The following is a 26524-nucleotide window of genomic DNA, read 5'->3' as shown; positions in this document are numbered from 1 at the left end:
GGAGCGGATATTTGCCATCCACCAGACATAAGACTCAAAAAAGACGTCCATTCGCAGATGGGCGTCTATTTAGGAGTAGGTTAGAATGAGGGTTAATCATTCTAGGGTTAGGACTTGACTCTAACCAGTTTCGGCCAGGTTAGGGTCAAGTGTGTTTATTTCGTTGAAACGGTATCGGCAACTTTCACTGCGTTACCGTTCAATTCAATGGTCAATGGTTCCCCAGAGACGAGTGTCACTGTCGTTCCTTGTTGATCGACGTCGACTCTTAAGAGCCGACCACGGAAGTTAACGTGGAACTGATAATGGGTCCAAGCGTTAGGGACAAACGGCGCAAACGCCAACGTATCGTCCTTAACACGCATCCCAGCAAAGCCTTGTACGATTGCCAACCACGAACCGGTCATCGACGTAATGTGTAAGCCGTCGACCGTGTCGTTGTTGTAGTTATCAAGGTCTAACCGAGCAGTCCGCTGGTACATTTCAACCGCTTTGTCTTCGTAGTGCAGATCAGCCGCTAATACGGCGTGAACTGCGGGCGATAAGCTGGATTCGTGGACCGTTAACGGTTCGTAGAAGTCAAAGTTGGCCTTCTTCTGTTCCGGTGTAAACCGGTCCATGAAGTAGTAGATGCCTTGTAAGACGTCCGCTTGCTTGATGTATGGTGACCGCAAGATGTGATCCCATGACCAGTGTTGGTTGATTGGGCGTTGATCTGCCGGAATCGTCGAAACGGGCTTCAAGTCCTTGTCCAAGAACGTATCGTGTTGAACGAAGATGCCGAGTTTGTCATCGTGTGGCAAATACATCCGGTCCACGATATCTTGCCATTTCGCCAATTCGGCGTCGGTAACGTCTAAGGCTTGTTGCTTTTCAGCGCTGACCTTCTTTAAGCTGGCCAACGTGTATTTCAATGTCCAACGTGCCATTAGGTTGGTATACCAGTTGTTGTTAACATTATTTTCATACTCATTGGGCCCAGTCACACCGTGAATCATGTACATCTGCTTGCGTTCTGAGAAGTGTACCCGGTCGGCCCAAAAACGTGAGATGGCCGTCAAAACGTCGATCCCTTTGGTCTTCAAGTACGTCTCATCACCGGTGTAGCGGGTGTAGTTAAAGATGGCGTAAGCGATGGAACCGTTCCGATGAATTTCTTCAAAGGTGATTTCCCATTCGTTATGACATTCGATCCCATTAAAGGTCACCATTGGGTAGAGTGCCCCTGCCAACCCTTGTTGTTTAGCGTTATGGAACGCACCTGCCAACTGGTTGTAGCGGTATTCCAATAAGTTTTCGGTAACTTTCGGCTTGGCTAATGACAAGTAGAATGGTACCCCGAAAGCTTCGGTATCCCAATAGGTCGCACCACCGTATTTTTCACCGGTAAAGCCCTTTGGTCCTAAGTTCAACCGTTTGTCTTCACCATAGTACGTTGAGAATAACTGGAAGAGGTTGAAACGAATCCCCTGTTGCGCCGCGTCGTCACCATCAATGACCACGTCAGCTAGTTCCCAGCGCTTTGCCCAGACTGCTTGGTGCGCTTGTAATAAGTCCTCGTATGATTGGGCATTGACGTTTTCTGTCAACGTTGCCAAACCGCTACGTAGCGTTTTGATATCTTTATAATCACGGGAAGTGACCACGATGACCCGTTTTTCAAAGTTCTTGGTTTCATCTGGCGCTAAAGTCCCGCGGAAGATGTTCGTGACGGCTTTTTCCGTTTCCGGTGCATCCACACCACGGAGATCCGTCACGTGCAACATTTGCATGCCCAACGTGAAACGGGGGGTGCCAAAATCATTTGGTTTAGTTTCAGCAACCATGCTTCCGCCAGTCATTGCGTGACTCTTATCGAGAACTTGCCAGAATTGTTCGTCGTAGTTAGCATCTTCGTTGAAGACGTCAGCGTCGATTTGGGAAATAAATCCAATTTGGACGGGGTCCGCACTCAAATTATGAACGCTATAATGAACGTCGAATAATTCCTTTTGGGCGGCACTGACAAACCGATCGATTAAGAATTGAACTTTCTTTTCACCCTTAGTCACGATGAACGAACGCCGGAGAACGCCGGTGTGCATGTCCAAATCAACCATAAAGTCGCTAATGTCGTCCTTAGCTAAATCAACCTGGTCCCCGTCGATCGTCAAGTTAACTTTGATAAAGTTAACCGCATTGACGACCTTACCGAAGTAATCGGGATACCCATTTTTCCACCAACCAACACGCGTCTTGTCAGGGTACCAAACGCCCCCGACGTAGATACCCTTCAAAGTATCGTTAGAGTAGTGCTCTTCAAACATGCCGCGCATCCCCATGTAGCCGTTACCGATGCTCGTCATACTTTCTTGTAATCGTTTATCCGTTGGAACCAGCTCATGACTGACCACGTGCCACGGATTCACTTCAAAAATACGTTTCATGACAATTGCTCCTCCTTGGACGAATTAACGAATAACATCCTTTGTTTCTGGATCGAAGAAATGTGCTTTGGCCATTTCAAAAGCAACTTCAACGTTTTCACCAGGATTGTGGTAATCACGCGCATCAACTTGAGCCGTAAACTTAGACTTACCAGCCTTGCAATAAAGCATGCTTTCAGCACCTAAGAATTCTGAAACGACGACTTTAGTGTTAACAATGGAATCTGGCATTGCTTCAAGTGCAATCCGTTCAGCGTGAATATCTTCTGGGCGAATCCCGACAATCATTTGTTTTTGGTCGTAACCTTGAGCCTTCAAAGTCTTTAATTGACCTTCTGGCACGGCAACGTCCAAGCCTTCGCCATCCGTCACGCGACCATCGTGTAAGGTTGCGTTAAAGAAGTTCATTGATGGCGACCCCATGAACCCAGCCACGAATTGGTTAACCGGTTCATTATAAAGTTGGTGCGGGGTCCCAACTTGCATGATCTTACCATCGTTCATAATCACGATTCGGTCAGCCATGGTCATCGCTTCAATTTGGTCATGGGTCACGTAAATCATGTTAGTCTTTAAACGTTGGTGCATTTGGGCGATCGTGGTCCGCATGTCGACCCGTAACTTGGCATCCAAGTTAGATAGTGGTTCATCAAGTAAGAACGTGCCAGCATCCCGAACAATTGCTCGGCCTAAGGCAACCCGTTGACGTTGCCCACCGGAAAGGTTAGCAGGTCGCCGTTGTAAGAAGTCGGTCAAACCAAGTTGTTCAGCAGCGTTGTCGACCCGTTTCTTAATTTCCGTATTGCTGTACGTCTTGCGAATCTTTAACCCGAAGGCCATGTTATCGAAAACGGACATGTTTGGGTACAAAGCGTAAGTTTGGAAAACCATCGCAATGTCTCGGTTCTTAGGTTCCACGTCGTTCATGACCTGGCCGTTCATCTTGAAGTCACCCTTTGTGATGTCTTCTAGTCCGGCAATCATCCGTAACGTGGTTGACTTCCCACAACCAGATGGGCCAATGAAGAAGATGAATTCCCCATCTTTAATATCTAAGTTCATATCAGTAACGGAGTACTTTTCGTTACCTTCGTATTTTTTGTAAATGTGTTCGAGATTCATTTCAACCATCGAAATCCACTCCCCTATTTTCTCACTACTAAGCTACGTCCTAATACGCAACCGACTGCAACCGGTTGCTTTTACGTTCAAAAATTAAAGCTGACTTTCAGCTAGTTAGATTGATCAGCAACCTTAGTGGCCGCTGTATCCGTGGCATATTTAATTAAAACGGGTTGGCCGTTAACCGCAATTTTACCGTCACTGACTTTAACGGCGGTTTCCGTTAATAAGTTCTGATAAGTGTTGGCTTGCAAGGTCGTTGCAACTTCACTCACTTGGCCCTTTAACGGAATCCAAGCAACCAGTGCTTCACCCGCACCACGATACGTCACTTTGATGATGCCATCTTCAACCACCGCAAGCTGATAATCAGCGGCGTGCATAATTGGCAACTTCTTGATTGCAACGAGCTTTTGAATCAGCGCTGTAATATCACCGTGTTTGTCGTCCACGATGTCATCCTTATCAAAGAGTGACGGTTCGTGTTCGGCTAAAAATTCTTGCCCGTTGTAAATTAGCGGAATCCCGCGTTGCAAGAAGATCCACGTCAAATTATTGACGGCTTCCGGCTGACTGTGCAACAAGCTCATCATTCGGGCATTGTCGTGATTTTCTAAGAAACGCATCTTGATATAGTTTGCGGGGAAGGTCGCGTCTTGCCGTTGAAGCAAGTCCACGTAGCCATCCACCGTGCGCCGTCCTTGCCAGTAATCCTTGAAATCACCGAAGACGTCGTAATCGTAAGTCATATCAAAGGCTTGGTAGAGTTCGCTATCAGATAGCCCAACGTACCCTTGTGCCCGTAGTTCCTGAATAAAGCCGCTACCAGCGGATTCAGCTAACCACAAGGTGCCAGGATGTTTGGCGTTAACTTGGCGACGAGCTTCTAGCCAAAAATCGAGTGGGACTAATGGCGCAACGTCGCAACGGAACCCATCAACGAACTGGCTCCAGTAAAGTAAGGTGTCGATTTGGTACTGCCATAAATCATGCTGGCCATAATCCAAATCCTTTACATCGCTCCAGTCGCCGACTTTGTTCATCAACTGACCCTCAGCATCATGGTAGAACCATTCCGGATGTTTTGTCGCCAGTACGGAGTCGGGTGACGTGTGATTATAGACAATGTCTAACATCACTTTCATCCCGAGTTCGTGTGCTCGGTCCGTCAAGGCTTTGAAGTCGTCCAAGGTCCCGTATTCTGGGTTAATCCCGCGGTAATCTTTAATGGCGTAAGGTGATCCGAGGGTCCCTTTACGGTTGGCTTCACCAATTGGATAAATTGGTAATAACCATAAGATATCAGTACCGAGGTCCTTGATCCGTTGCAGATCAGCAGTGACTGCGGCGAATTTACCAGATTTTGAGTAGTTACGTACGAACACGGAATAAATCATGTCGTTGCGTAAATTCGTTTGCGTATCGCGTGCCATTAATCTTCCTCATTTCTCTTCTATTTGTTGACTAGTCGTTAAAAGACCCCGGCTTCATCAACTTCTGGATCTTTAAATTTAGTCTTAAGGTAAACCCATAACACAACGAAGGCTAAGCTCAACGACTGGACCGTTAACTCGATTGTCACGTCAAAGTGAATCAAGCCAATGACCATCGCCAGCAGGCTACCAATCCCCATCATCATTAATGAGAGGTTGACGGCTTCACGATAGTTGCGAATATGAGTGATTTTGTTATGCCGCGACAAGAATAAGAAGAACGCCGCGCCATTAACGAGGATCAGGTTGACCCCCACGATGATTAGGCCAAGTGTCATTAACATAAAGAGTCCAATCATCACTTTGTTACTTTGATACCAAGAGTCCACCAAGAAATCATGCGCGTTGGTCTTTAAATTGTACGTTGGCACGTACTTAGCGTTAAACGCGCTACCGACTGCTTTGACTTGGAACGTTTTGGCGCGTAAATTAATCACGCTTTTACGTCCGGCCATGTCAGCGGCGGTTAAGTTAAAGCCAGCGACTTCATCCTGATTGCTCAGGATTACTTGGTGTTTCACGTTGGTAAATTGTTGATCTTTAAACTGTGCTTGCTTAAAAGCCGTTTGCATCGCTGAGCTATCAGCCATGCGATCAATCGTTGGTAAGAACGGCTTTAAGTTGAAATTCGTTTGATGATTATAGTAAAACGGAATTGGCATCAACATTACCGCGGTTAAGAATAGAAAAATCACGATAATTTGTAACCAGTTATATTTGTCACGGTTCGCAAACATTCTTCGAGGTGAGAAGAGGCTGCCAAAAAACCGGACCGGAAATGCGATGGATCCTTCCTTTTTTGCTGAAATCTGCATCTAAATTCACCTCTACTAAAATTTGTTTTAACCTTTACTCCCACCGGCAAGTAATCCGGAAACGAAGAACCGTTGTAGGTAGAAAAACAGGCAGGCAATTGGTAACGCCACTAGAATCGCACCGGCCGAGAATAAGACGACTTGTTGATTTTGAGCGTTATTAATGAATGTTTGTAACCCCACGGCAACAGTGTAATGTGATTCAGACGTCAATAAGAACTTCGCCATCAGGTAATCTTGAACTGGTGACATGAAGGCCCAGAGCGCTTGAACCGCGATCATTGGTTTAACTAGTGGTAAGACGATTGACCAGAAAATTTTGAAGTTCCCGGCCCCGTCCAACTTAGCTGATTCATCTAAGTCGTAAGGTACGTTATCAAAGTAACCCTTCATCAACCAAGTGTTTTGTGGAATCCCACCACCAATGTAAATGGCGGTCAAGAACCAGTAGTGGTCCAACGCGTTTAACATGTTGGCCAAGACGTAGTAAGCGGTCAAGGCAGCCATGGTTGGCACCATTTGGATAACGATGAAGAAGGTTAAACTGAATTTCTTACCAGCAAAGCGGTAACGACTGTAAACGTAACCCGCTAAGGTCACAACGATAACTTGAATAACCATACATGAAATTGAAATCACCATGGTGTTCAAGTACCAGCTACCGTACAGCGTCGTGGTAAAGAGAGCTTTGAAGTTGGCTAAGGTCCATTTGCCGCCGAAATCAAGAACGAACGCTGAAACGTTGGCATCCTTGAAAGCGGTAATGAAGGTAATTAATACCGGATAGATAATAATAATCGCTAAGATCGCCATGTAAAAATACGTGAAGAACTCTTTCCAAAAACGATGCCGCCGGGCGCTATTTTGTTTGGAATTTACATTTTTAGTTGGTGCAGTTGCATTTTCCATAACCTAGTCCCCCATTTCAAACGCGTGCGTCTTCTTGAAGACGATCAGTGAAATCCCAATAACCAGTACGGAAATAATTAACGTAACGGCAGCCGCAAGTGAGTACTGTGGTGACGTCCCAGTCGTTAATTTGTAGATCCATGAAATCAAGATATCCGTCCCACCGGCATTTGCACCGACATCACCGGGACCACCTTGGTTGAACAGGTAGATCATCGAGAAGTTATTGAAGTTAAACGTGTATTGTGTCACGAAGATTGGTGCTGCAATCGCAAAGATGGTTGGTAACGTGATTTTGTTGAACTTTTGCATCACGGTCGCCCCATCCAAAGTTGCGGCTTCGTATAAATCTTCGGGAATGGCTTGCAAGATCCCGGTAATCATCACATAGATGTATGGGAATCCAAGCCAGCCTTGAATCATAATAATGGCAACTTTCGTCCAGAACGTATCGGTCATCCAGTGAATTGGTGCAATGTGGGCAAATGGAACCAAGGTGTTCCATAAGCCAATGACTTGCACGTTGATGGCACCGGCTGAATCGTTGAAAATGTTTGAGAAACTCATGATGGAAACGAAGGCTGGAATGGCCCATGGGAGTAAGAAGATAACCCCAAATAGCCGCTTGCCCTTGATAAAGTTTTGGTTGGCAATAACCGCCGTTGCGATCCCAATGATGATTTGTAACGTTGTCGCGCAGACCGTCCAAATAACGGTCCAGCCAAAGACGGCGTTAAACGTTGCCCGGTAACTGCTCAAGAAGAACATTGACGTGAAGTTCTTGAAACCGATCCAGTCCAGCAACATTGCCGGTGGAATGTGGGCAAAATCATAGTTGGTAAAGGCCATCAGTAAGGTAACCAGTACCGGGAACACAATCGTGAAAATCATTAAGAAGTAAGCTGGTGTGGTCAGTAAGTAAGCAAACCCACCATCCAATAAGTTCGCGCCTAATTCTTTAAACGTGTGTGAAACTTTTTTACCATTGTTGATCAATTGTGCCACGTGTTTGGCATCGTACATATTTGCGATCCAAAATACCAGGAACACAATGGTCAGTAAAATCTGTAACGTCCCATAAATCATCATGAACAATGAGTTGTCTTCCATTGAGACAGAACCCAGTGTGAACAAGTTAGCAAATGCGCTAACCCCAACTAAAGCAAACTCTGCTACGAATGCCAATAAGATGATGATAAAGAGGACACCCTTGATTGTTTGGCCATTATAGAACTGACCCAACCCGGGAATAATTGACAGGCGTTGCGCTTTTTTTGCATCTTTTTTCTGCATGTCGCCCGTACCCCTTTCCTAATAAATCCTAAATTAAGTGCTTTTTCCTTTTAAAAAGGCTGAGACAAAACGAATTTTGTTTCAGCCCCCTTAAACGCTATTTAAAATAATGACTATTTATCATATTTCTGAGAAATATTAGTTAAAATGGTCTTTTGTGCTTTGTTAGCAGCTTGTTTTGGTGTCATCTTGCCACTAGCAGCGTTAGTAACCATCGTTTGTGCTGGGGTCCAAACTTCAGACATTTGTGGCAAGTTGATCAAAGGAACATCCTTGTCATATTGTTTGGAAACAGCGCTAGCCATGTCATTACCAGTCGCAACGGCTGACTTACGTGCAGCGGTGTTTGCTGGAATTTCACTAGCAGACTTGTAAAGACTCTTTTGACTAGCATCGTTTGAAATGTAGTCTAACCAAGCTTGTGCTGCGGTCTTGTTCTTAGAGTAGTTAGAAACTGCCCAAGCTTTCCCACCGGCAAACGCTTGATAATCCTTACCATTGTTCAAAGTAGGTAAAACGGCAACCCCGTAATCAATCTTAGACTTCTTGTAAGTAGCAGCCATCCAAGGACCATCGATAACGGCAGCGGTCTTGCCAGAAGTAAATTGTGACGTTACAAAGTTTTCGTTTGAAGTGACATTTTGCATCCCACTTGGCCAGTACTTCGTGAACCATTTGGTCATGTAGCTTAACCCTTCAACGGCGCCGGAGTTGTTCAAGCCCATCTTCTTAGCATTGGTGTTGTTATCACCGAAGACGTAGCCACCGTAACCCTTGATGACACCGAATGAGTTATAGAAGTTAGTCCATTGTGTTAAGAAAGCAACTGATTTCGACTTGTCGTTAGCATAAGCATATTTCTTATCCTTAGTTAACTTTTCAAGATCAGTGAATGACTTAGGTGCGTTCTTAATCAACTTCTTGTTGTAGTAGAGCACATCAGATTCGATCGTAACGGGTGCAGCGTAAACCTTACCTTTATAGGTAACGGATTTCTTACCAGTTGCATTGTAACGACCGTTAACTAACTTAGCCGTAGCTAATTGTCCCTGTGACGCCATTTGACCAACCCGGTCGTATGGTGCCATCAAAACATCGGGACCCTTACCTGAAGGACCATCCAACTTCAAAGCGTCGTCTTCATCAAGCATGGCCTTGTATGAAACCTTCACCTTAACGTTGTTCTTCTTTTCAAACGCAGGAATCACAGACTTCATATATGATTTATACGAAGGGTCTGCAGAAACCTTCAATGTCTTACCCATCTTTGATGAAGAGCTGGATGAAGACTTACTATTACCACAACCTACAAGCGTGAGTGCTAAGCCCGTGGCTAAAACACCCATCCCCAACTTTTTCCAAGTACTCATAGTGCTTCCTCCTTGCGAAGTATCTTAATTCATTTACCATAATTTATTATGCAACTATGCAAACGCTTTCGCAAGCGTTTTCGTAATGTTAACGTTAACAACATTTGTTAAAAAATAAATCCCAGCTAGATAATTAGCTGGGATTTACTGTTATATCAACATTTATACCAATTTATAAAATGTTAACGATTTTTGTTTATAAACATTAGTGTGGTTAATACTATACCAATTGTTGAATAATCAGCCAATGCTTGCATTAATTGGCTTGGACCACAATGTTACTCCAAGCAGGCAACGTCACTTGGTCAGCCGCAACGGTCGCCCCGCCCTGCACGAGTAAGACCCGTTTCCCTGCAAACGGTAACGTATAAGTTTGTGGTTGATCTGTTAAGTTACAGATGACCGCAGCGCGTTCATTCGTATCATCAATCAAGTAAGTAAAGAGTCGTTGATCACTCGGTAACATGATGAACTGGCCACTTGCGAGCGGTGCTTGTCGTTTCAATTTAAGCAATTCACGGTAGTAATTGAAGACACTGTTCTCATCAGCCATTTCATCGTTCGCATTCATGCGATCGGTTGCACCATGTTTCCATGGCAAGTGGTCTGAGAAACCGTGGTACTGGCTGTCATCCCATTGCATCGGACCGCGGCCCGCCATTTTATGGGTACGATTGAGCATGTCCATAATGGCAGCCTGCGACTTGCCCGCCGCTTTAGCACTGGCGACAAATCCTGGCACCGTCTGGTCTTCAAAGTCGGCTACGTTATCGTAACGAATATTCGTTAGGCCCAGTTCCTCGCCGTAGTAGATGATTGGAATCCCACGCTGTAAATACAACGCCGTTGCTAACGATTTGGCACTTTCCAGTGGATAATTAGCGTCACCATAACGCGTGGCCACCCGTGCCATGTCATGATTATTCCAATAAAGCGTTGGTAAACTAGTATCCGCTAAAGCAGCTTGAATCCCAACCGTATGTTGTTTATAAGTTGTCACATCCATTGGTCGTGGTTGGAACATGTCGGAGAACGTTGGGTCATCCCCCGAATTATCATCCGCAAACGTCTTAAACGTAATGACGTTATCGCACTCGTCCGTCCCCGGCTTCGTGTAATCGACCATTAAGTGGGCATCGGCTGACGACGCTTCGCCCACAACGTAAGTTTCAGGGTGCTTCGCTTTGATTCCCGCGACAAAATCATGTAAGTATTGATGGACTTTAGGAAGGTGCGCGTAAAACATATCACTAATAATTGGCGTTTGATCGCCGGTCGCACTCGGATAGTTCTGACGAAAATCAGCTTTGGCTAAGTGAATGAAGGCGTCCAATCGTAACCCATCGATTCCCTTTTCCACCCAGAACTCAGCAACATCGCGCATCGCTTGTTGAACGGCTGGATTTTTCCAGTTTAAATCGGGCATCCGCTTATCAAATAAGTGGAAATAATATTGGGGCCCGCCCGCGGGATCTTTTTCCCAGACGCTGCCACCGAAAAACGACCCCCAATTATTAGGCCGGCCGCCATCCGCAGCGGGATCTTGCCACAAGTAATAGTCGCGATATGGACTATTCGGATCAGCTACCGCTTGTTTAAACCACGGGTGTTGGTCCGACGTGTGGTTCAAAACGAAGTCAAACAGAATGTACATCCCGTTGGCGTGGGCCGTTTTGATGAGCTCCTCAACTTCAGCCATCGTCCCCAAGCTTGGATCTACTTGGTAATAATCCGAGACGTCGTAACCGTTATCGACTTGCGGGGATTGATAAATCGGGTTCAACCACAGCGTTGTAATGCCTAGCTTTTTTAAATAGGGCACTTTCGCCGTGATACCCGGAATATCCCCAATGCCATCGTGGTTACTATCGTTAAAACTTTTAGGATAAATTTGATAAATCGTTTGTTGGTCATACCAGTGTTTACTCATACTAAGCTGCTCCTCTATCACCGGGTCGATTCTGCAATCGATAACCGTGAATTAATAATAATTTTTTCTTGGTCGTGGGGAGTAGCGGGTGAACCGGGATTGGCAATGTTTGCCAAAAGTAGTCTGACCGCAGCCCGGCCCATCGCTTCCAAGGGTTGCTTCATTGTTGTTAAGCGTTTCGACGCAATCTGATTCAATAAGACCCCATCAAATCCAATCACACCGTAATCTTCAGGGACCCGCTTGCCTTGCAGGATAATGCCATCTTCAATCCCGATTGCCAAACGGTCACTTGCGCAAATGAACGCCGTATTGTCAGGAAATTCCGCCCAGTGTTGCTGGACATAGTCCGTTGCGACGTGACAGTGATTGGCCAATTGAACCAGTTGGCCGCTAACTTGGTTAGCCGTAATAAAATCACGGAATCCCCGTTCGCGGTCCTGTTCAAACGGCTCGTCCACGGCAATACCAACAAAAACGAGGTTGGTATAGCCATTCTGAACGGCATACGTCGAACTATCTTGAATCGCTTGGTAATTATTCGTATCGACATAGTCGTAACCCTGTTGATTACGGCCAAAAAAGACGACTGGTTGCTTGAGCTGCTCGACCCAGGCGTAATTTTTTTGCCGAATTCCCGTTAAGATGTAGCCGTCACACTCGCCGACCTCGTAACTGTTACTGGTTGCCAATTGCAGCGCATATTGATGTTGGTTTAACTCGTTCGCGATTCCCGCTAATAACATCATGTAGTAAGGTTCGGTGGTATCCATATCTTCGAAAATCGTTAATTTGACCACACGGGTCCGCCGACTCACCAGCGCGCGTGCAGCTGCATTGGGCTGATAATTTAATTCAGCCATCACGTGCAGAATACTATCCCGTAACTCTGGTCGCACTTGTTCTGGATGATTGATCGCCCGCGAAACCGTCATTTTAGAAACGTTGGCCCGCTTAGCGACGTCATTTAACGTTGCCATTGACTAAACTCCCCCTTTTTAGTTGTCACTCAATCCCGACGCTTTATTTTAATGATCTGATCGGGTGCACCGAATGTCTAGTAACGATTTGGTGGGGCACAATCACAGCCGTTGATAACTCTTCAGCTGGACGGTCAGTCATGACGATTTTAGCTGCTTCTTCGCCTAAACGTTGTGGAAAGACCGCAATCGACGTCAAGGTCGGGTGTGCTAACTCTGAAAAGATCGAATTATTGAACCCAATCAACGAGAACTGTTTGACCTTCCATTCCGGATCGTTATGTAACACTTGTTGGAGCTTGAGTGCCATCATGTCATCGACCGCCACAAAGCCGGTCACGTCTGGGTATTGTTCAAAGAAATGCTTCATGGATTTGACCCCTGAGGCATGGTCTTCGAACCGCGCTTCTAATAAAATACTTGGTAATTGGTGTTGCATCATTGTCCGCTGGTACCCGAGCATCCGGTCACCCTGAACCATTTTGGATAAATCTGAATACAGAAAACAAATGCGCTGATGTCCGCGATCGACTAAGTACTGCGCCGCGTCCGTTCCGGCCTGTACGTTGTCGTTATCGACATAGGACGTCTTATTGACATCTTGATACGGTTTTCCAATAATGACGTACTGCACGTCAAAATGGTTTAGTCGTTCGACCACCGGATCATCTTTTTCTGAGTACAACAAAATAAAATTGCGAATGTGACCCTGCGCAATCATGACGTCAATATTATGCACGAGTTCGTCACTAGAAATCCCCGTGGCGAGGGTCGTCATTGACCCGTTCTTGCTACAAACTTCGTTAATTACCCGAATCATTTCCAAGAAAAATGGGTTTGAAAAAATTTCGTGATGATCAACTGGTAAAACGACGCCAATCGTATTACTAGCTTTAGTGGCTAAATTTTGCGCATTAAAATCCGGTGCGTAGTTTAATTCACGGGCAGCTTTAATGACCTTATCCCGCGTTGGTTTACTGATGACTTTGCTACCATGCATTGCACGGGACGCCGTTGATGGCGAAACCCCCGCGCGCTTGGCAACATCTTTGATCGTTGCCATGTTGTCCCCTCCAATCGAATGTTTCTACAAGCTTAAATATAAAACGTTTTCAATATTATTGCAAGCGATTGCATAAGTATTGCGTAATTTTTCATCATGCGCTACAATCAGCCGACTAACTATGTGCATTACCGGCTCGTTCCCATTAAATCCATATCGTTCGTACCACAATCATTTGGTAAAAACCTAAATCAGACTAGCAATACCCCACGTTTTCCCTTACAATACTAGTTAATTCATCACTTAGGGGGAAACAATTCGCTATGGGCTCACAAACTATTGTCAAAAAAATCACAACGTTAGGCGTCCTCACCGCTATGCAGATTGTGCTGGGCAGCCTGCTATCCATTCAATTTTTAACGACCAAAATTGCCTTTGCTTTTATCATCGTTGCGTTGACGGCCCGGATCTTCTCACCATTGGTTACGGCTGGTAGCACCGCTCTTGCCTATTTTTTAGGCATGCTCCTGTTCCCGAAATTCACTTTTTTCCCGGGATTCATTCTAACCGCCTTCTTGACGGGGCTAACTTTTGGCATCGCGTTTCAACACAAAACGACCTTGCTGCGGCTATTACTTGCCAATTTCATCGTCGTCTTTATCTGGAATTTCATTTTAAATAGCTTGTGGCTACATATCATGTACCTCACACCGTGGGCAGCGCTATTAACGACCCGGTTCATTCAAGAAATCGTGACCTACGCGATCTACACGGTGGTTCTACTGGCACTCTTCAAGATTCCGGTGCTCAACCAACTCACTAGTAAATTCAACCTGCAATAAACAGGAGCAATTTAGTGCAACAAAAAAAGAGCTGAAATTCAGCTCTTTTTTGATGCAGCTATTATTTAACGTACTTTGCGACCTGTGTCCCAGCTTGGCGACCAAAGATCACGATTTCAGCAACGGAGTTCCCACCGATCCGGTTGTCCCCGTGCAGCCCACCGGTGACTTCACCAGCAGCGTAGAGGCCAGGAATTGCTTGCCCGGACTTCTTCAATACTTCGGTTTGTGGATTGATCTTAACGCCACCCATCGTGTAGTGAATCCCGGGGGCAATCTTAATCGCGTAATACTTTGGCGTATTCAACTGGTTATCCATCCCGGTCGTCCGCTTGAATTGGCCGTCCTTCTTGTTCTTGACGTCCTTATTCCACGTTTTAACGGTCGTGGCTAAGTTGTCACTTGAAACTCCAAGCTTCTTAGCTAAGCCGGCGAGACTGTCGGATGAAACGACCATGCCCTTCTTCTGGTACTGGTTGATAGCCGTGACCCGCTTCTTAACGCCGCCGTCAAAGAGGACGTAAGCGTACTTGCCAGATTGCTTGTTAATGGCTGCGGAGACCACGTCACGGGTTCCCATTTCATTGGTGAAACGTTCCCCTTGTTTGTTGACCAAGATGCCACCTTCACCACGTACTGCTTCACCAACTAAGTATGGTGGCTTTTGGTAAACCGTTGGGTGAATTTGAATCTTGTTCATATCAACCGTGTAGCCACCCAGTGACTTGATCATCTTGATCCCGTCACCAGTACTCCCAGCTTGGTTGGTCGTGACGTACTTAGACAGGTCTGGACGATATTTCTTAATCATGGCCTTGCTTGCACCGAAACCACCAGTTGTCACGATAACCGCTTTGGAACTGATTGTTTTTGTTTTATCTTGATTAAACTTAACTTTGACGCCGTCAACTTTGCCAGACTTTTCATTGATCTTAGTGACGTCGGCGTTGACGTAAATTGGTATGTTATTTTTCTTAACGTTACGGAGTAAACCGCTGACTAAGTAACCCCCGACCGCGGAACCATCCGCTGGTCGGTGAGTCCGTTTAACACTCATCCCACCGGTAATCGTTAAGTTATTCAGCTTGATTCCCATGCCATCTAACCAATCAACGGCACTGGCAGAATGGTCAACGAAGAAGCGTAACATCTTCTTGTCGTTCGTCCCGTGGCCACCCTCGAGCGTCTCTTTATAGAACTTATCGTTAGAGTCTTTGACGCCGGCTTTCTTTTGAACCTTCGTTTCCGAAGCGTTCATCCCGGAGGAAGCCTTTAACGTGTTCCCACCAGCGACCGGCATCTTTTCTAAAATAACGGGTTTGAGTCCCTTTTCTTTCGCAGCTAATGCGGCGGACATCCCAGCACCACCGGCACCAACGATGACGACGTCGTACTTCGACTTCAGGTCCTTAACGGATGAATATTGGGTCTTTGACGCCCCCGTTGTCACCTCTGTTTTTTTGGAACTGCTACTACTGCTACTCTTCTTGGTCGTGTTAGCATTACCACATCCTGCTAAACTAGCAGTCACCAACGTTAAGCTAGCAATAACTGAAAATAAGCGTGTCTTCATTATCCGTTCCCCCTCGATAAATGAGATATTGTGAATTTATTATTTTATTGTATCATGCCAGTTTTAGCTTAATAACCCTTAAACGTAAATCCTAATCAACTTCTTACCCATAAGATTGATAAAATTTCACAATATAAAAGGCATCCCCCGGTCAAAACTGGGAAACGCCTTTATTAATGATACGTATTTTTAATTTAACGCCGCGACCATCCCGTCTAAAAACGTCGTCACGTCGCCGACAAATACTTGGTGTGACGCCGCCATAATTGGCGCAGTCGCATCGCGATTAACGGATAGGACGTGCCGCGCACCCGCGATGCCAGCTAAATATTGGTCGTCACCCGAAACACCTAGATTGATCAAAACTTCAGGGGCGACAGACACGGCATCCCCGCCAATCTGTTGATCAATACTGAACTGCTCCAAGCTCGTCAATGGCTGAGTGACCGCAATGGCCGCCCCAATCCACTTAGCCAGCTGTTGTGCTTGTAATAACACGGCGGGGTCCAGTGCGCCCCGGCCCAAAGTCACAACCCGTTTGGCAGTTGCAATACTGCCCACGTTAACGGGAACGTCCTTGGTCAAATTCAACTTCTTAACAACCCGGTGCAAATCTGATACGGCTAACTGTTCCGGTTCCTTGTGAGTTTCACTAGTAGCCGCTTCAACCGCCGGTGCGTTCAGCGTGTGGGTCGCAAACGTGGTCGCTAGGCTGTCCGCCGTTCCGACTAATAGTGGCAACATTTCTAGGTCCTGCGTGAGTGCCATCATTGGTGAACGCACACCGTACGCTAAGTCCCCAATCAAGGTTGTCACGCTGAGTAACTGGGGTGTGCTTTGGCTCACCGTTTGCCAAGCCGTCAAGGCAGCTGACTGGAAAAAAGCGCCATTTTCATCAGCCTGACTAGCCGTTGATAAAGCACCCAGGGTCAGGGCGCGGGCCGTTGCCAGCAGTGGCGCTAATTCGGCTAACGGGGGTTGTTCCATCAGGGCCAATTGTTGAATCTGACGACCCGCACGTTCTAAAATCCCCGCACCAACGGCACTGAGCATCATCTGACCAACGGCTTGGACCCGCTGAAAGATTGCCAAGCCTTGTCCAATGGCGCCCATCCGGTCACTAGCCGTCACTTTGACCTGTTCAAGCGTTAAATCTGCCAGCGCTAAGCCCCGCAAGCCTAACGTATCAAGCTGATTGACGATTTTCACCCCAGGTTGATCCGCCCGAACTAAGAAGGCACTCGGCACGTCCGGTGGCGTTTGCGCTAAAACTAAGTAAGTCTGTGCCATTCCCGCATTAATTACGTGGGTCACCGTCCCCGTCAATTGCCAGCCGTCTGCCACTGGCATGGCTGTAACGGCGGCGGTTGCGGGGGCCCCCATAGCGGATAGTCCCATTAGTTGTAGCGTTTCTAAGTAATCGTGCTTTTGTTGCGTCGTTCCGAACATTGTGATGGCATCAACCACTTGCCACCAAGTTGCCAGTAGCGTGGCCAAACTAGCCGAACGCTGTGCCAATGCAAGAACACTCAAGGTCTGCTCACTCAACCGGTCCGCGTCGGCGGACAAGCCTGTTTGTGGCAAGCCCCGTTTCTGTAGCGCCGTCAAAACGGTAGGCGCCATTTTACCTGACGCTTCCATGTCGGCCACCAGGGCCATTAAATTATCATCCATTAAGCTCAGCAGTTGCCGCCACTGTTGGCTCTGTTTAGCGGTTAAATTCAAATTCATCCTGGTTTTTCACCTCGTTAATTTATTACGTCTAACTTACCACATTTCGGACTCCTTCAAGGAATAAAAAGTGTTCATTGATCACCTTAATTAAAAATAACGACATACTATAAAAAGATAACTTGGTTATTTAGTCAAGCCAAATAGGTCCCACGCACTGCTATACTTTACAAAGGACTTATTCCTTAGAATTTGAGGGGGGACGCTCATGGATGAGCACACATTAGATCCAACAGAATTTAATAAAATGAAAAATGGCGGGTGGTACGACGTCGCAGACCCAGAAATTGCCCGCGTTATGACACAAGCTAACCAATTAACGTTTAAATTTAATTACGGGGACCAAGAAATGGACCCGGAAACGGTTAAACAACGTTTATTCGGTCAGGCCGATGAGTCCAACTTAGTGTTTGGCCCCATTCGGATGAGTACGGGAATCAACACTTTTCTCGGTGAAGGCGCCATGGTCAATTACGATTGTGATTTTATGGACCATGCCAAAATTGAAATTGGTAGCCGGACCTTGATTGGCCCCCGCTGCCAACTGATTACTGACTACCATCCCCTACACGTGGATAGCCGCCAGCTGGGAAAAATGTTCACCAAGCCCATTAAAATTGGCGCTGATTGTTGGCGCTGGCGCAACCATCATGGGTGGCGTCACGCTGGGAAACAAAACTATCGTTGGTGCTGGTGCGGTCGTCACCCGTTCTTACGTTGACGGTTCGGTTATTCTTGGCGGAAATCCAGCCAGCGTCATCCGACCAACTGACGACGTCAATTCAGACATCCCGGAAGACGAATTTAAGGCACGTCAACTGATTATTAAAGTTGACCAACACCTCAAAGTGAACGAAAGTGTTCAAGTCGCTGCGATGACGCTCCCAGCCAACACTCGCGGGGGCCACTATAGCTTTACTTCTGAAGACGACACCATTTTGTCCGTCTCACATGCAGGTGTTATTGAAGGCCGGAAGCGTGGTCAGGCCAAAGTCACTGTTCTCTTTATTCAACCTAACTTTGACCAAGTGATTTCAGAAGAAGTCCTCATCACCGTTGAATAGTTAATCCAACACTGACGCTTCAATTACTATTACATTAATCACTTATGACCTAGTCCGGTCGCCACTGATAACATGCGGTCGTGGAACCGGGTTAAGCCTGAGGAGCGGTCTTAACCCTCGCCCGGAACAATTTCAAAAACCGCAATTATCCCGGACCGTCCGTGGTGTAAGGCCGACAAAAAGCGTCGCCCAAACGCCACCATCACGACCGATGCTATCAGTGACAACCTCAGAGCATTCAATAAATCTAGATAATTGAAACTGTACTTAGTGACGTCGGACATAATTGGTGTGCTGTGTCGGCAACATTTGTCGGTGTTTCTTTGCCGATGAATGTTACGGGGCGGTTCAAAGACGTGGGTTATCGGCTTTGAACTGAGGTTCCAGACCGCACTTCGGCTGGGACCGCCCCCATAGCACACCAGTTATGTCCGACAAAACGGCCAATTAGGATCAAACGTCACAGATTCAGCACCAAATCCAAAATGAACGGCAAACCGACGCTTATCGCCAGTTTGCCGTTCATTTTTTGTATTCAACCTCTAAAATTAATTACTGTTTTGGTTCAGTAAAGCCGTATTCTAAAATTCCCATGTAGGTTTTAGCCCGCTCAACAATCCATTGCACGTCATCCATCGACTTAACGTCATGATTCTTAGCCATGTGGACTTGAAACTCTGCAAAAATCTGATTATAGACGCCCACGATTAAATCAACGACATCGTCTTGATTCAATTCGGGACGCAATTTCATCTGCGTTAAAACATCTTGAATCAGATGCCGAGTCACCGTGATGCTTTGCGTGTATAATTCCTTGATCTGCGTCTGGACCTTCGCTGGTAATTGATCGACCTCACCGTATGCGTTAATTAATAACCGCATCTCATCTGGGTGGGTGCGACCGAATTCACTCTTATACTTAGTCCCCCGCACGATTAAGGCGACTAAATCACTGGGCGCTTCGTACGCCCGCGGATCAATATTATCCATAATCGTCTGCGTGGCGGTCTGCACGGTGAGCACGTATAGCGCTTGTTTACTGCCGTAATAGTGGAAGATCAACCCTTTTGAGACTTGGGCTTTTTCCGCAATCAGATCCGTTTTAGCATCCCGATAACCGGATTCCGCAAAAGTGTGTAATGCGGCCTGCATGATGCGGGCCTCTTTTTGGGGGTCCTTAGACGTTTTTTGTTTGGTCATCCCTGACTCCCTTCCGCTACTGGGCTAAATCGCGTCGCCGGTAGCCAATTGCTGCTACAACTAATATTAGCACAGTCAGCGCAAGACACCACCAGTTGGTTGACCAGACAACGGCTTTAAGTGGAACTTTATTCACAAAGCCTAACGGGGTTAAATGCTTCGCCCACTTCGGCAAATCGATCAAGTTGCCCAAGTATAGGGAGAAAAAGGCGTAGGCCACCCAGGCCCAGGCTAAGTACCGCCACTTTGATAGCCACCCCGTCAATAGACTGGCAAAGGCTATCATCACTAGCATTGCTGGGACATACGCCAAAAAGACGTGCCAGTAAGTCAACCAGCTAATCGGGTCCTTCATATCCGCGGCACCCATCAGATACATCCCACCGAGACCAGCAAACAGAACCACGATACTCGTCAACATGGCCCAGCCCGTATAACTCGCCCAGACGTGCCAACGGGAGGTTGCCGTTGCCGAAATTTGATGCAAGTAGCCCTTATTTTCATCACTGACCAGCTTCAGCATGAGCTGAACTGCGGCAATGAGCGCCACGATAACCATCACAACCGCCAAAATGGCAATAAAGTTTTTCACAATGAGTCGGTTCGCAGATGCAAGGGCCGTCGCTCCCAACAATTGTTTAATCATTGGGTTACTTTTAGCCAGGTCACCGATGGTATTAAAGACCGAGCCATAGGCCACCCCGAGGTCAAAGTTTCCGATGGTCCAGGCAATGATCATTCCCCGTGATTGCCGCCATAACAAACTGACGGGCCCCTGAAGCCAGCGACTGGCGCGTTGCCGACCTTGACGCACGGTAATTAGTCCCGCGCCGAGGTCACGTTGAAGACCCAATCCTAGCGCCAAGCCTAGGCAAACTAACCCAAAGAGGACGTACGCAATCACTGGTAGCCAATGGTTAGCTTGATAAGCGCTGATTTTTTCAATCCAGCCAAATGGAATCCACCACGTCAATTTTGGATGACTGACATCGGTACTCATGCGAACGACGTACATTACGCCTAAAATAGCGTAACTTAGCATGGTCGCACCGCTTGCGTTGTTGGCCAACTGCGCAACGACCAGGGTCAACATACCGAATGCCCAACCCAACGCTGCTAACGCCAAGCCAATTAACCAGTTACCGGTCGTATCCGCACCGGGCATTCCCGCGACTTGTAACCCCAAGCCAAAGAGTAAGCCGACCAGCCCATTAAGCAGGGTCAATTCAACCGCACCAGCTAATAGTGGCGCACCCCGGCCAACCGCGTGAGCACGGATTAATTCTAGTAACCCGTCATCTTCGTCCCCACGGGTTGTCGCGACCCCAATCATAATATTCATGATAACCATAAACAGGGCCATAAAGACGACCATTTCAGTCGCAAATACCTTGGCCGTCGTGTACGGATGTTGCGCTGTAAACGCCCCAAAGAGTGAAACCATGGCAGGTGTCTTCAGCGTCTTAATGATTTCATTAATGGCGGTCTGATCACTGTAAATGCCATCAAATTTAGCCGCAATTGCCGTTAATAGGCCAGCCAAAATGACGATCCACAAAACCAGTTTGGCCCAGTCGCGTTTGAGGTTAAAACGAATTAGCAGACCGGTCCGCTGAAATAGTTGTGTTAAATTCATCACCATCACTTCCCATCCGGCATTTGCCCATTTTTCTCATAGTAGCGCATGAACAAGTCTTCCAACGTTGGAGGCGTCGTAGTTAAGCTAACGAGTTCTCTTGCCGTTAGGAATGCCATCACGGCCGTGAGCTGATCAGCGTCGACCGCTAGACTGACGTGGTTAGGACCTGATTTGATCGTCATACCATGAACACCGGGTAATTGGTCAATGCCATCTAAGACCTGCTTCGTTTGCACGTCGACGGTCGTCCGGGTCAAATGGCGCATCTCGGCCAAGGTCCCCGTCTCAACGACTTGGCCTTCACGAATAATGCCAATCCGATCACACATTTTTTCTACTTCAGAAAGAATATGACTCGATAACAGCACGCTCTTTCCCCGTTGTTTTAGCTTCAAGACTTCATTTTGGAACGTCTGCTCATTCAAGGGATCTAGCCCAGAGGTTGGTTCGTCAAAAATATAAAAATCCGCATCCGTTGAAAACGCCGCAATCAATGCAACTTTTTGCCGGTTACCCTTTGAATAAGTGCGCGCTTTTTTCCGCGGATCCAGCGCAAACTTTTTGATCAATTCGTCAGTATGGGCGCTGTGTTTTTCACCGTTCAGCTTTAAGAAGAGGTCAATAACTTCGCCCCCGCTCAAATTGGGCCACAGATAAACATCGCCGGGAACGTACGCAATGCGTTGGTGAATTTTGACACTGTCACGCCAGACGTCCTGACCAAAGATGGTCGCTGAACCCCCGCTAGCCCGTAAAATTCCTAATAAAATCCGAATCGTTGTCGATTTACCGGCGCCGTTGGGGCCAATAAAGCCAAAAACTTCTCCGGGATAAATTGCAAAATCAATATCTTTCAACGCGTTAAACTTACCAAAGCGTTTTTGTAAATGGGTCACTTCTAGTACTGGTGCTTGTTTTGTCATATATTTTCACTCCCATCACGGCGGCAATCAGCCGTCCGTCTAAATTCAAAAGCAATCATAATCGTCATTGACTTATAAGTCAATGACTGGCCAGTCAATACTTTGAACTTCTGTTTATCAACGTGCCAGATTCCCCAATACAAAGGCTTTTCACGCACTAAAAAAGCGTTTGGATAATTTCCAAACGCTTAACGTTAACTATTTTAATACAAAGTTGGCACCAGGCCGCCGTCAGCACGCAACGCTTCACCGGAAAAGCTGCTAGCAAACGGACTGGCTACGAACACCGTTAACCGGCCAATTTCTTCGGGACGGATCAAGCGCTGAATCTGAGACAACGGCCGGTGGTTAACCATAAAGTCATGTTCCCACTGATCCTTTGGTAGATCAGAATCCGCATACATCTCATCCAGCATATGCTGAACGCCTTCCGTCAAAGTCGAGCCGGGCATGACCGTGTTCACGGTCACGTGCGTTCCCACGGTTAATTTAGACAAGCTTTTTGCCAGTGATAAATTCATGGACTTGGTCATTGAATACTGAGGCATTTCACCGGACGGCATGACCGCCTCTTCACTCGCAATAAAAATAATGCGCCCAAAGTCCTTAGCTAACATCGATGGCAAATAGTGCTTCGCGAGCCGGTTGCCAGACAACACGTTGACCTTAAAGAAACGGTCCCAAGTGGCGTCATCAATGTCGCCATACGCCATCGGGGCAAAGATACCCATGTTGTTGACTAAAACGTCGACCGTCGGCACTAACTTGAATAACTTTTCAGCTTCCGCCGGGTTGCTAATATCAAACGGCGCTGCCACTGGTGTCGTTTCTGGATACGCAGCTGCTAATTGATCAACGACTGCTTGGACCGTATCCGCCCGCCGACCATTAATGACGACGTCCGCACCTTCTTTAGCAAAAGCGGTCGCAATTGCGCGTCCAATTCCTTTAGTTGAACCAGTCACCAAGACCCGTTTGTGTTCCAATCCCATTTCCATACGTTAAGTCCTCCGTTCGTTTTAACTACTGCTAAGTCTAAGTGATTCCTTCGGGCAACTCAATTTTATCGGCTTATTAAAATAATGCAGATTATTTCCCGGGAAATTTCAACGCAAAAAAGCCACCGGTTAAAAAATTTAACTGGTGGCTTCTATGTACCAAACTATTCTGCACTACTCTTTTCGTATTCTGCCAAAACGGGCATCACGTAGCGTTTTTCGGCCTGACGACGTGCCAAAATAGCATCATCCATATCAGCAAATTGTTGGTTCAATACTAACCGTCCGCGATACATTAATCGTGCGACCCACTTTTGTGAGCACCGATCAAACGATACGCCAATGACGCCGCTTCGGTTCCGACTGTTAGGCTTCAAGCGATCAACCGATGTCCCTTGATAGAGGGGCAGATTATCACTACGGCCCATATTCTTACGGGTCTTAGGATTTTCAAAAATGTTTTTCCGACTTACATCAGCACGTAAACAGCCACAACTCTTTGTGATTCCTTTTCGTAACCGGTAGCTGTCAACAACGACCTGCCGACCGCACGAACATTGACACAACCACCGAGCATTACCGTTAGGCGCACTTTCAGCACGTTCAACCACTGTTAAACGGCTAAAGGTCTCTCCTGTTAAATCTTTTAGTCGCATCAAAATCACCTCGCTAAGTTTTGACGACTCTTCAGCCAGCTTTGACTGAATGTTTATATCTATAAGGTAAACTGATTTTGTGAAAATAATGTGATGAATACAAAAATATTCATAGTATAATTTATTTTCATTTTAATAATCAAAAATAACTGAATAAACATACCACACATTCCGGCTTTGTCTTCTAATTCAGAATACTACTTATTTTATTTATTGTCATTTGATATTATTTAATTTATAAGAAAAAGTATAAAAAAGTGAGACCAGGTCGTTATCCTAATCTCACTTTTGATTACATAAACCACCCTAATGGTGCTAAACCTAGCCAGCTGACAACGCTGACGTGGGTTGTTGGTGTGGTATACGGCTTTAAACTCGCTTTAATATCTGACGCACTGGCCAACGTCTGCAAGTCATACCAGTAAGCCCCTTTGCTCGTCTGATTAACTAACGACCACCGACCAAGACTCTTTAACGCTTCGGTATCCAAATCCGTCGTTAACGGATCGATGAATACGTGCATCGTCGGCATCCACGCCCCATCATAGTTTTCCGTATCCCGTCTCAAAATGACAATCTGATCTTGTAGTTGCTTAGCTGCCCGGTAAAGTCGAAAGACGACTACCCCGATGATCACCGCCGCAAAGAACCAAATGGTCATCGCGTTTTCACCCCGATTTGCATCGTCGATATTTAAAACCAGGAACATTACAATCCCTAAGAACGCCACCGCCGAATAGAGAACGACGTTAACGGTATTCATGGCCTGATCACGCATCCGCAGGCCCACTTTTAACCGCATCTGGGGGTCGCCCGGTAACACCTTAGTAACGACCGCTTGATCCGTCCCCGTGTAGACAACTTGAATATCTGGATTAGAAACTTCATAAGTTGCCAACACCTTGAACTGTTGATTGGCCTTTGCCAACTCCGGCACAAAATCCGTCGAGACGTACTCGCTAAAAATTTGGTAGGTCGTTGTGACCCGCTTAAAGTGGTACCAGCTATTCCAAATACCGACTAACAAGTAATGGCGTTTGGCTTCCCGATTCAGCCACGCCAGCTCTTCCTTGGACCCTTTTATCATAAACCGATGCTTCCACATAAAATCGCTTCCCCGTAATGATTAAATATAACCGATTGGTGCTAAGCCTAAGTAGCTCATAACCGATACGTCAACGCTATCACCAACGACTGACTGTAGCGTTTGCTTAATTTCCGCTAAGCTGGCTAGTGACCGCACGTCATACCAGTACGTCCCCTTTTGATCATGGCCGACTAACGTCCAGTCACCAATATCTTTGACCTTATCTAAGTCCAAATCATGTGGCATATGCTTCAAAAAGACGTGCTGCGTTGGCCGCCAAGCGCCTTTGTAGTTACCGGTGCGTACGCGTAATGCGTTGGACTGCCGGTGTACTTTCCCCGCCATAAAGGCCGGTGTAAAGCTAATCACTAACCAGAAGAAAACAATCCACTCCATACCGTCATCCGTGAAAACGTTGAAGTAAATTAACCCGATAACGAGGAGCAAGCCTATCGCAAATAAAATGTTCATCCTATTTAACAGGTGCCCTCGCATCGCTAAGGCAATTTTCAATTGTAATTCTGCATCACCCGCATCGACCCTGGTCGCCTGTAATTGCGGCTCAGTCGTACCCGAGTAACAGACCCAAATCTCCGGATTCGTTAAATGAACCGTAGTTAACACCTGAAACGGTCCTTGTGGCTGCTTTAAATCAGTGGCCACGTCATCCGTGATGTACTCACTAAACAGGCGGTACGTTTTGGACGTCTTGGTAAATTGATACCAGTTGCCGCGAACACTTTTTAAGAGCCACCCCTTTTTAGCCAAGCGGTTGAGCCATTTCAGTTCAGATTCAGAACCCTTGATTGTTAATTTATACCGACGCATTGAAACCCCTTCTTTCAAATACTCCCCCGATTATTTGTCGGTTATTCCTGAATCTTTTCATTTTCGCAGATTTGATTGAGTAGTTTTAAACGCGCGTATTCCGCTTCCAAAACGGATTCACCACTCCCCGTGATTTCGTACGTGTGCACATCGTCATCATCCACTTGTTCGGTCATGAGATAGTCCCTCGTCATGGCATGTAAATTAGTAAATAACGTCCCCAAGCCAAGTTGTAGCTTATTATCCGTTAACGTCGCAATCTTTGCGGGAATATCCTCACTTTTAATTGGCTTACGAACACTCATGAGCGTCAAAAACGCGGCTTCCGTCATTGGTTCATACTTATCGACTAGTCGTTGATAAAAATTTTCTGGCATATGCGATTCCCCCCTAATCGAGTTAAATAAAGCGCTTACTTTCGTTGACTTAATTATGACGCTCTTAGTAAGCGAATGCAATCTGCACCGGTGTTTTAGCGCCCAAAATTACCCTGAATACTAAAAAAGCCACTGCGGATTTGCTATAGTCCCCTTAAGGTTGACAGATGAAAAACAATAATTCATCTATCAATGCTTAAGGGGATTTTATTATGCCTAGAACTAGATTTACACCTGAAGAAAAGTTAGCAATTATCATAGGTTT

At 46.4% G+C, this 26524-nt stretch carries 23 protein-coding genes; 3 read left to right on the top strand and 20 right to left on the bottom strand.

Annotation, left to right across the window (positions count from 1 at the left end; translation table 11 throughout):
• Nucleotides 1–155 precede the first annotated feature (155 nt).
• The 10 genes from AAA939_RS08595 to AAA939_RS08550 all read right to left on the bottom strand — a co-directional run bounded on the left by AAA939_RS08595 (nucleotide 156) and on the right by AAA939_RS08550 (nucleotide 13401).
• Nucleotides 156–2426: a glycoside hydrolase family 65 protein gene (locus tag AAA939_RS08595; RefSeq protein WP_338209584.1), complete on the bottom strand. Its 2271-nt coding sequence runs from the start codon at nucleotides 2424–2426 to the stop codon at nucleotides 156–158.
• Between the two features lie 24 nt (nucleotides 2427–2450).
• Complete coding sequence (locus tag AAA939_RS08590; protein WP_338209583.1) at nucleotides 2451–3557, bottom strand: ABC transporter ATP-binding protein; 1107 nt, start codon at nucleotides 3555–3557, stop codon at nucleotides 2451–2453.
• 101 nt (nucleotides 3558–3658) lie between these two features.
• Complete coding sequence (locus AAA939_RS08585) at nucleotides 3659–4981, bottom strand: alpha-amylase family glycosyl hydrolase (protein WP_338209581.1); 1323 nt, start codon at nucleotides 4979–4981, stop codon at nucleotides 3659–3661.
• Nucleotides 4982–5019: 38 nt separating this feature from the next.
• Complete coding sequence (locus AAA939_RS08580) at nucleotides 5020–5856, bottom strand: DUF1189 domain-containing protein (RefSeq protein ID WP_338209579.1); 837 nt, start codon at nucleotides 5854–5856, stop codon at nucleotides 5020–5022.
• 27 nt (nucleotides 5857–5883) lie between these two features.
• Entirely contained in the window at nucleotides 5884–6765 is an 882-nt protein-coding gene (locus AAA939_RS08575) for a sugar ABC transporter permease (RefSeq protein ID WP_338209578.1), read from the bottom strand.
• 3 nt (nucleotides 6766–6768) lie between these two features.
• Nucleotides 6769–8058 carry a carbohydrate ABC transporter permease gene (locus AAA939_RS08570; protein WP_057706229.1) on the bottom strand — a complete coding sequence of 430 codons (1290 nt, stop codon included), beginning with the start codon at nucleotides 8056–8058 and terminating at the stop codon, nucleotides 6769–6771.
• A 113-nt stretch (nucleotides 8059–8171) separates the two neighbouring features.
• Nucleotides 8172–9428, bottom strand: coding sequence for an extracellular solute-binding protein (locus tag AAA939_RS08565; protein WP_338209575.1), 1257 nt, complete (start codon nucleotides 9426–9428; stop codon nucleotides 8172–8174).
• A 256-nt stretch (nucleotides 9429–9684) separates the two neighbouring features.
• Entirely contained in the window at nucleotides 9685–11358 is a 1674-nt protein-coding gene (locus AAA939_RS08560) for an alpha-glucosidase (protein WP_338209573.1), read from the bottom strand.
• Nucleotides 11359–11375: 17 nt separating this feature from the next.
• Entirely contained in the window at nucleotides 11376–12338 is a 963-nt protein-coding gene (locus AAA939_RS08555) for a LacI family DNA-binding transcriptional regulator (RefSeq protein ID WP_338209571.1), read from the bottom strand.
• A gap of 43 nt (nucleotides 12339–12381) precedes the next feature.
• Nucleotides 12382–13401 (bottom strand): LacI family DNA-binding transcriptional regulator, encoded by a 1020-nt coding sequence (locus AAA939_RS08550; RefSeq protein ID WP_338230842.1) that lies wholly within the window; start codon nucleotides 13399–13401, stop codon nucleotides 12382–12384.
• A 263-nt stretch (nucleotides 13402–13664) separates the two neighbouring features.
• Between AAA939_RS08550 and AAA939_RS08545 the strand changes: the two genes are divergently transcribed.
• Entirely contained in the window at nucleotides 13665–14183 is a 519-nt protein-coding gene (locus AAA939_RS08545; protein ID WP_338209568.1) for a folate family ECF transporter S component, read from the top strand.
• Nucleotides 14184–14244: 61 nt separating this feature from the next.
• Here AAA939_RS08545 and AAA939_RS08540 read toward each other — a convergent pair whose 3' ends face one another.
• On the bottom strand, nucleotides 14245–15756 hold the full coding sequence (locus AAA939_RS08540; RefSeq protein WP_338209566.1) for a flavocytochrome c: 1512 nt from the start codon (nucleotides 15754–15756) through the stop codon (nucleotides 14245–14247).
• A 189-nt stretch (nucleotides 15757–15945) separates the two neighbouring features.
• On the bottom strand, nucleotides 15946–17487 hold the full coding sequence (locus tag AAA939_RS08535; protein WP_338209564.1) for an FAD-binding protein: 1542 nt from the start codon (nucleotides 17485–17487) through the stop codon (nucleotides 15946–15948).
• Between the two features lie 208 nt (nucleotides 17488–17695).
• On the opposite strand from AAA939_RS08535, the gene AAA939_RS08530 reads away from it, so the two are divergent.
• Entirely contained in the window at nucleotides 17696–18208 is a 513-nt protein-coding gene (locus tag AAA939_RS08530) for a maltose acetyltransferase domain-containing protein (RefSeq protein ID WP_338230841.1), read from the top strand.
• Nucleotides 18138–18551 carry an Ig-like domain-containing protein gene (locus AAA939_RS08525; RefSeq protein ID WP_338209561.1) on the top strand — a complete coding sequence of 138 codons (414 nt, stop codon included), beginning with the start codon at nucleotides 18138–18140 and terminating at the stop codon, nucleotides 18549–18551. Before AAA939_RS08530 ends, AAA939_RS08525 begins: the two co-directional genes overlap by 71 nt.
• Nucleotides 18552–19103: 552 nt before the next feature.
• Here the strand turns inward: AAA939_RS08525 and AAA939_RS08520 are convergent.
• The 8 genes from AAA939_RS08520 to AAA939_RS08485 form a co-directional block, all read right to left on the bottom strand.
• Complete coding sequence (locus tag AAA939_RS08520; RefSeq protein WP_338209560.1) at nucleotides 19104–19751, bottom strand: TetR/AcrR family transcriptional regulator; 648 nt, start codon at nucleotides 19749–19751, stop codon at nucleotides 19104–19106.
• A 16-nt stretch (nucleotides 19752–19767) separates the two neighbouring features.
• Nucleotides 19768–21393: an ABC transporter permease gene (locus AAA939_RS08515; protein ID WP_338209557.1), complete on the bottom strand. Its 1626-nt coding sequence runs from the start codon at nucleotides 21391–21393 to the stop codon at nucleotides 19768–19770.
• A complete protein-coding gene (locus tag AAA939_RS08510) occupies nucleotides 21393–22313 on the bottom strand; it encodes an ABC transporter ATP-binding protein (protein WP_338209555.1) in 921 nt (306 codons plus the stop codon). Before AAA939_RS08510 ends, AAA939_RS08515 begins: the two co-directional genes overlap by 1 nt.
• A gap of 203 nt (nucleotides 22314–22516) precedes the next feature.
• Nucleotides 22517–23311: an SDR family NAD(P)-dependent oxidoreductase gene (locus AAA939_RS08505; protein WP_338209554.1), complete on the bottom strand. Its 795-nt coding sequence runs from the start codon at nucleotides 23309–23311 to the stop codon at nucleotides 22517–22519.
• A gap of 164 nt (nucleotides 23312–23475) precedes the next feature.
• Nucleotides 23476–23967: an alcohol dehydrogenase gene (locus AAA939_RS08500; RefSeq protein ID WP_083491590.1), complete on the bottom strand. Its 492-nt coding sequence runs from the start codon at nucleotides 23965–23967 to the stop codon at nucleotides 23476–23478.
• Between the two features lie 292 nt (nucleotides 23968–24259).
• Entirely contained in the window at nucleotides 24260–25072 is an 813-nt protein-coding gene (locus AAA939_RS08495; protein WP_338209550.1) for a hypothetical protein, read from the bottom strand.
• 21 nt (nucleotides 25073–25093) lie between these two features.
• A complete protein-coding gene (locus AAA939_RS08490; RefSeq protein ID WP_338209548.1) occupies nucleotides 25094–25882 on the bottom strand; it encodes a hypothetical protein in 789 nt (262 codons plus the stop codon).
• A gap of 41 nt (nucleotides 25883–25923) precedes the next feature.
• Nucleotides 25924–26259, bottom strand: coding sequence for a PadR family transcriptional regulator (locus AAA939_RS08485; RefSeq protein ID WP_338209546.1), 336 nt, complete (start codon nucleotides 26257–26259; stop codon nucleotides 25924–25926).
• Nucleotides 26260–26524 lie beyond the last annotated feature (265 nt).

It is taken from the genome of Lactiplantibacillus paraxiangfangensis, assembly GCF_036246185.1.
Classification (GTDB): Bacteria; Bacillota; Bacilli; order Lactobacillales; family Lactobacillaceae; genus Lactiplantibacillus; species Lactiplantibacillus paraxiangfangensis.
This window is presented reverse-complemented; position numbering and strand designations above follow the sequence as displayed.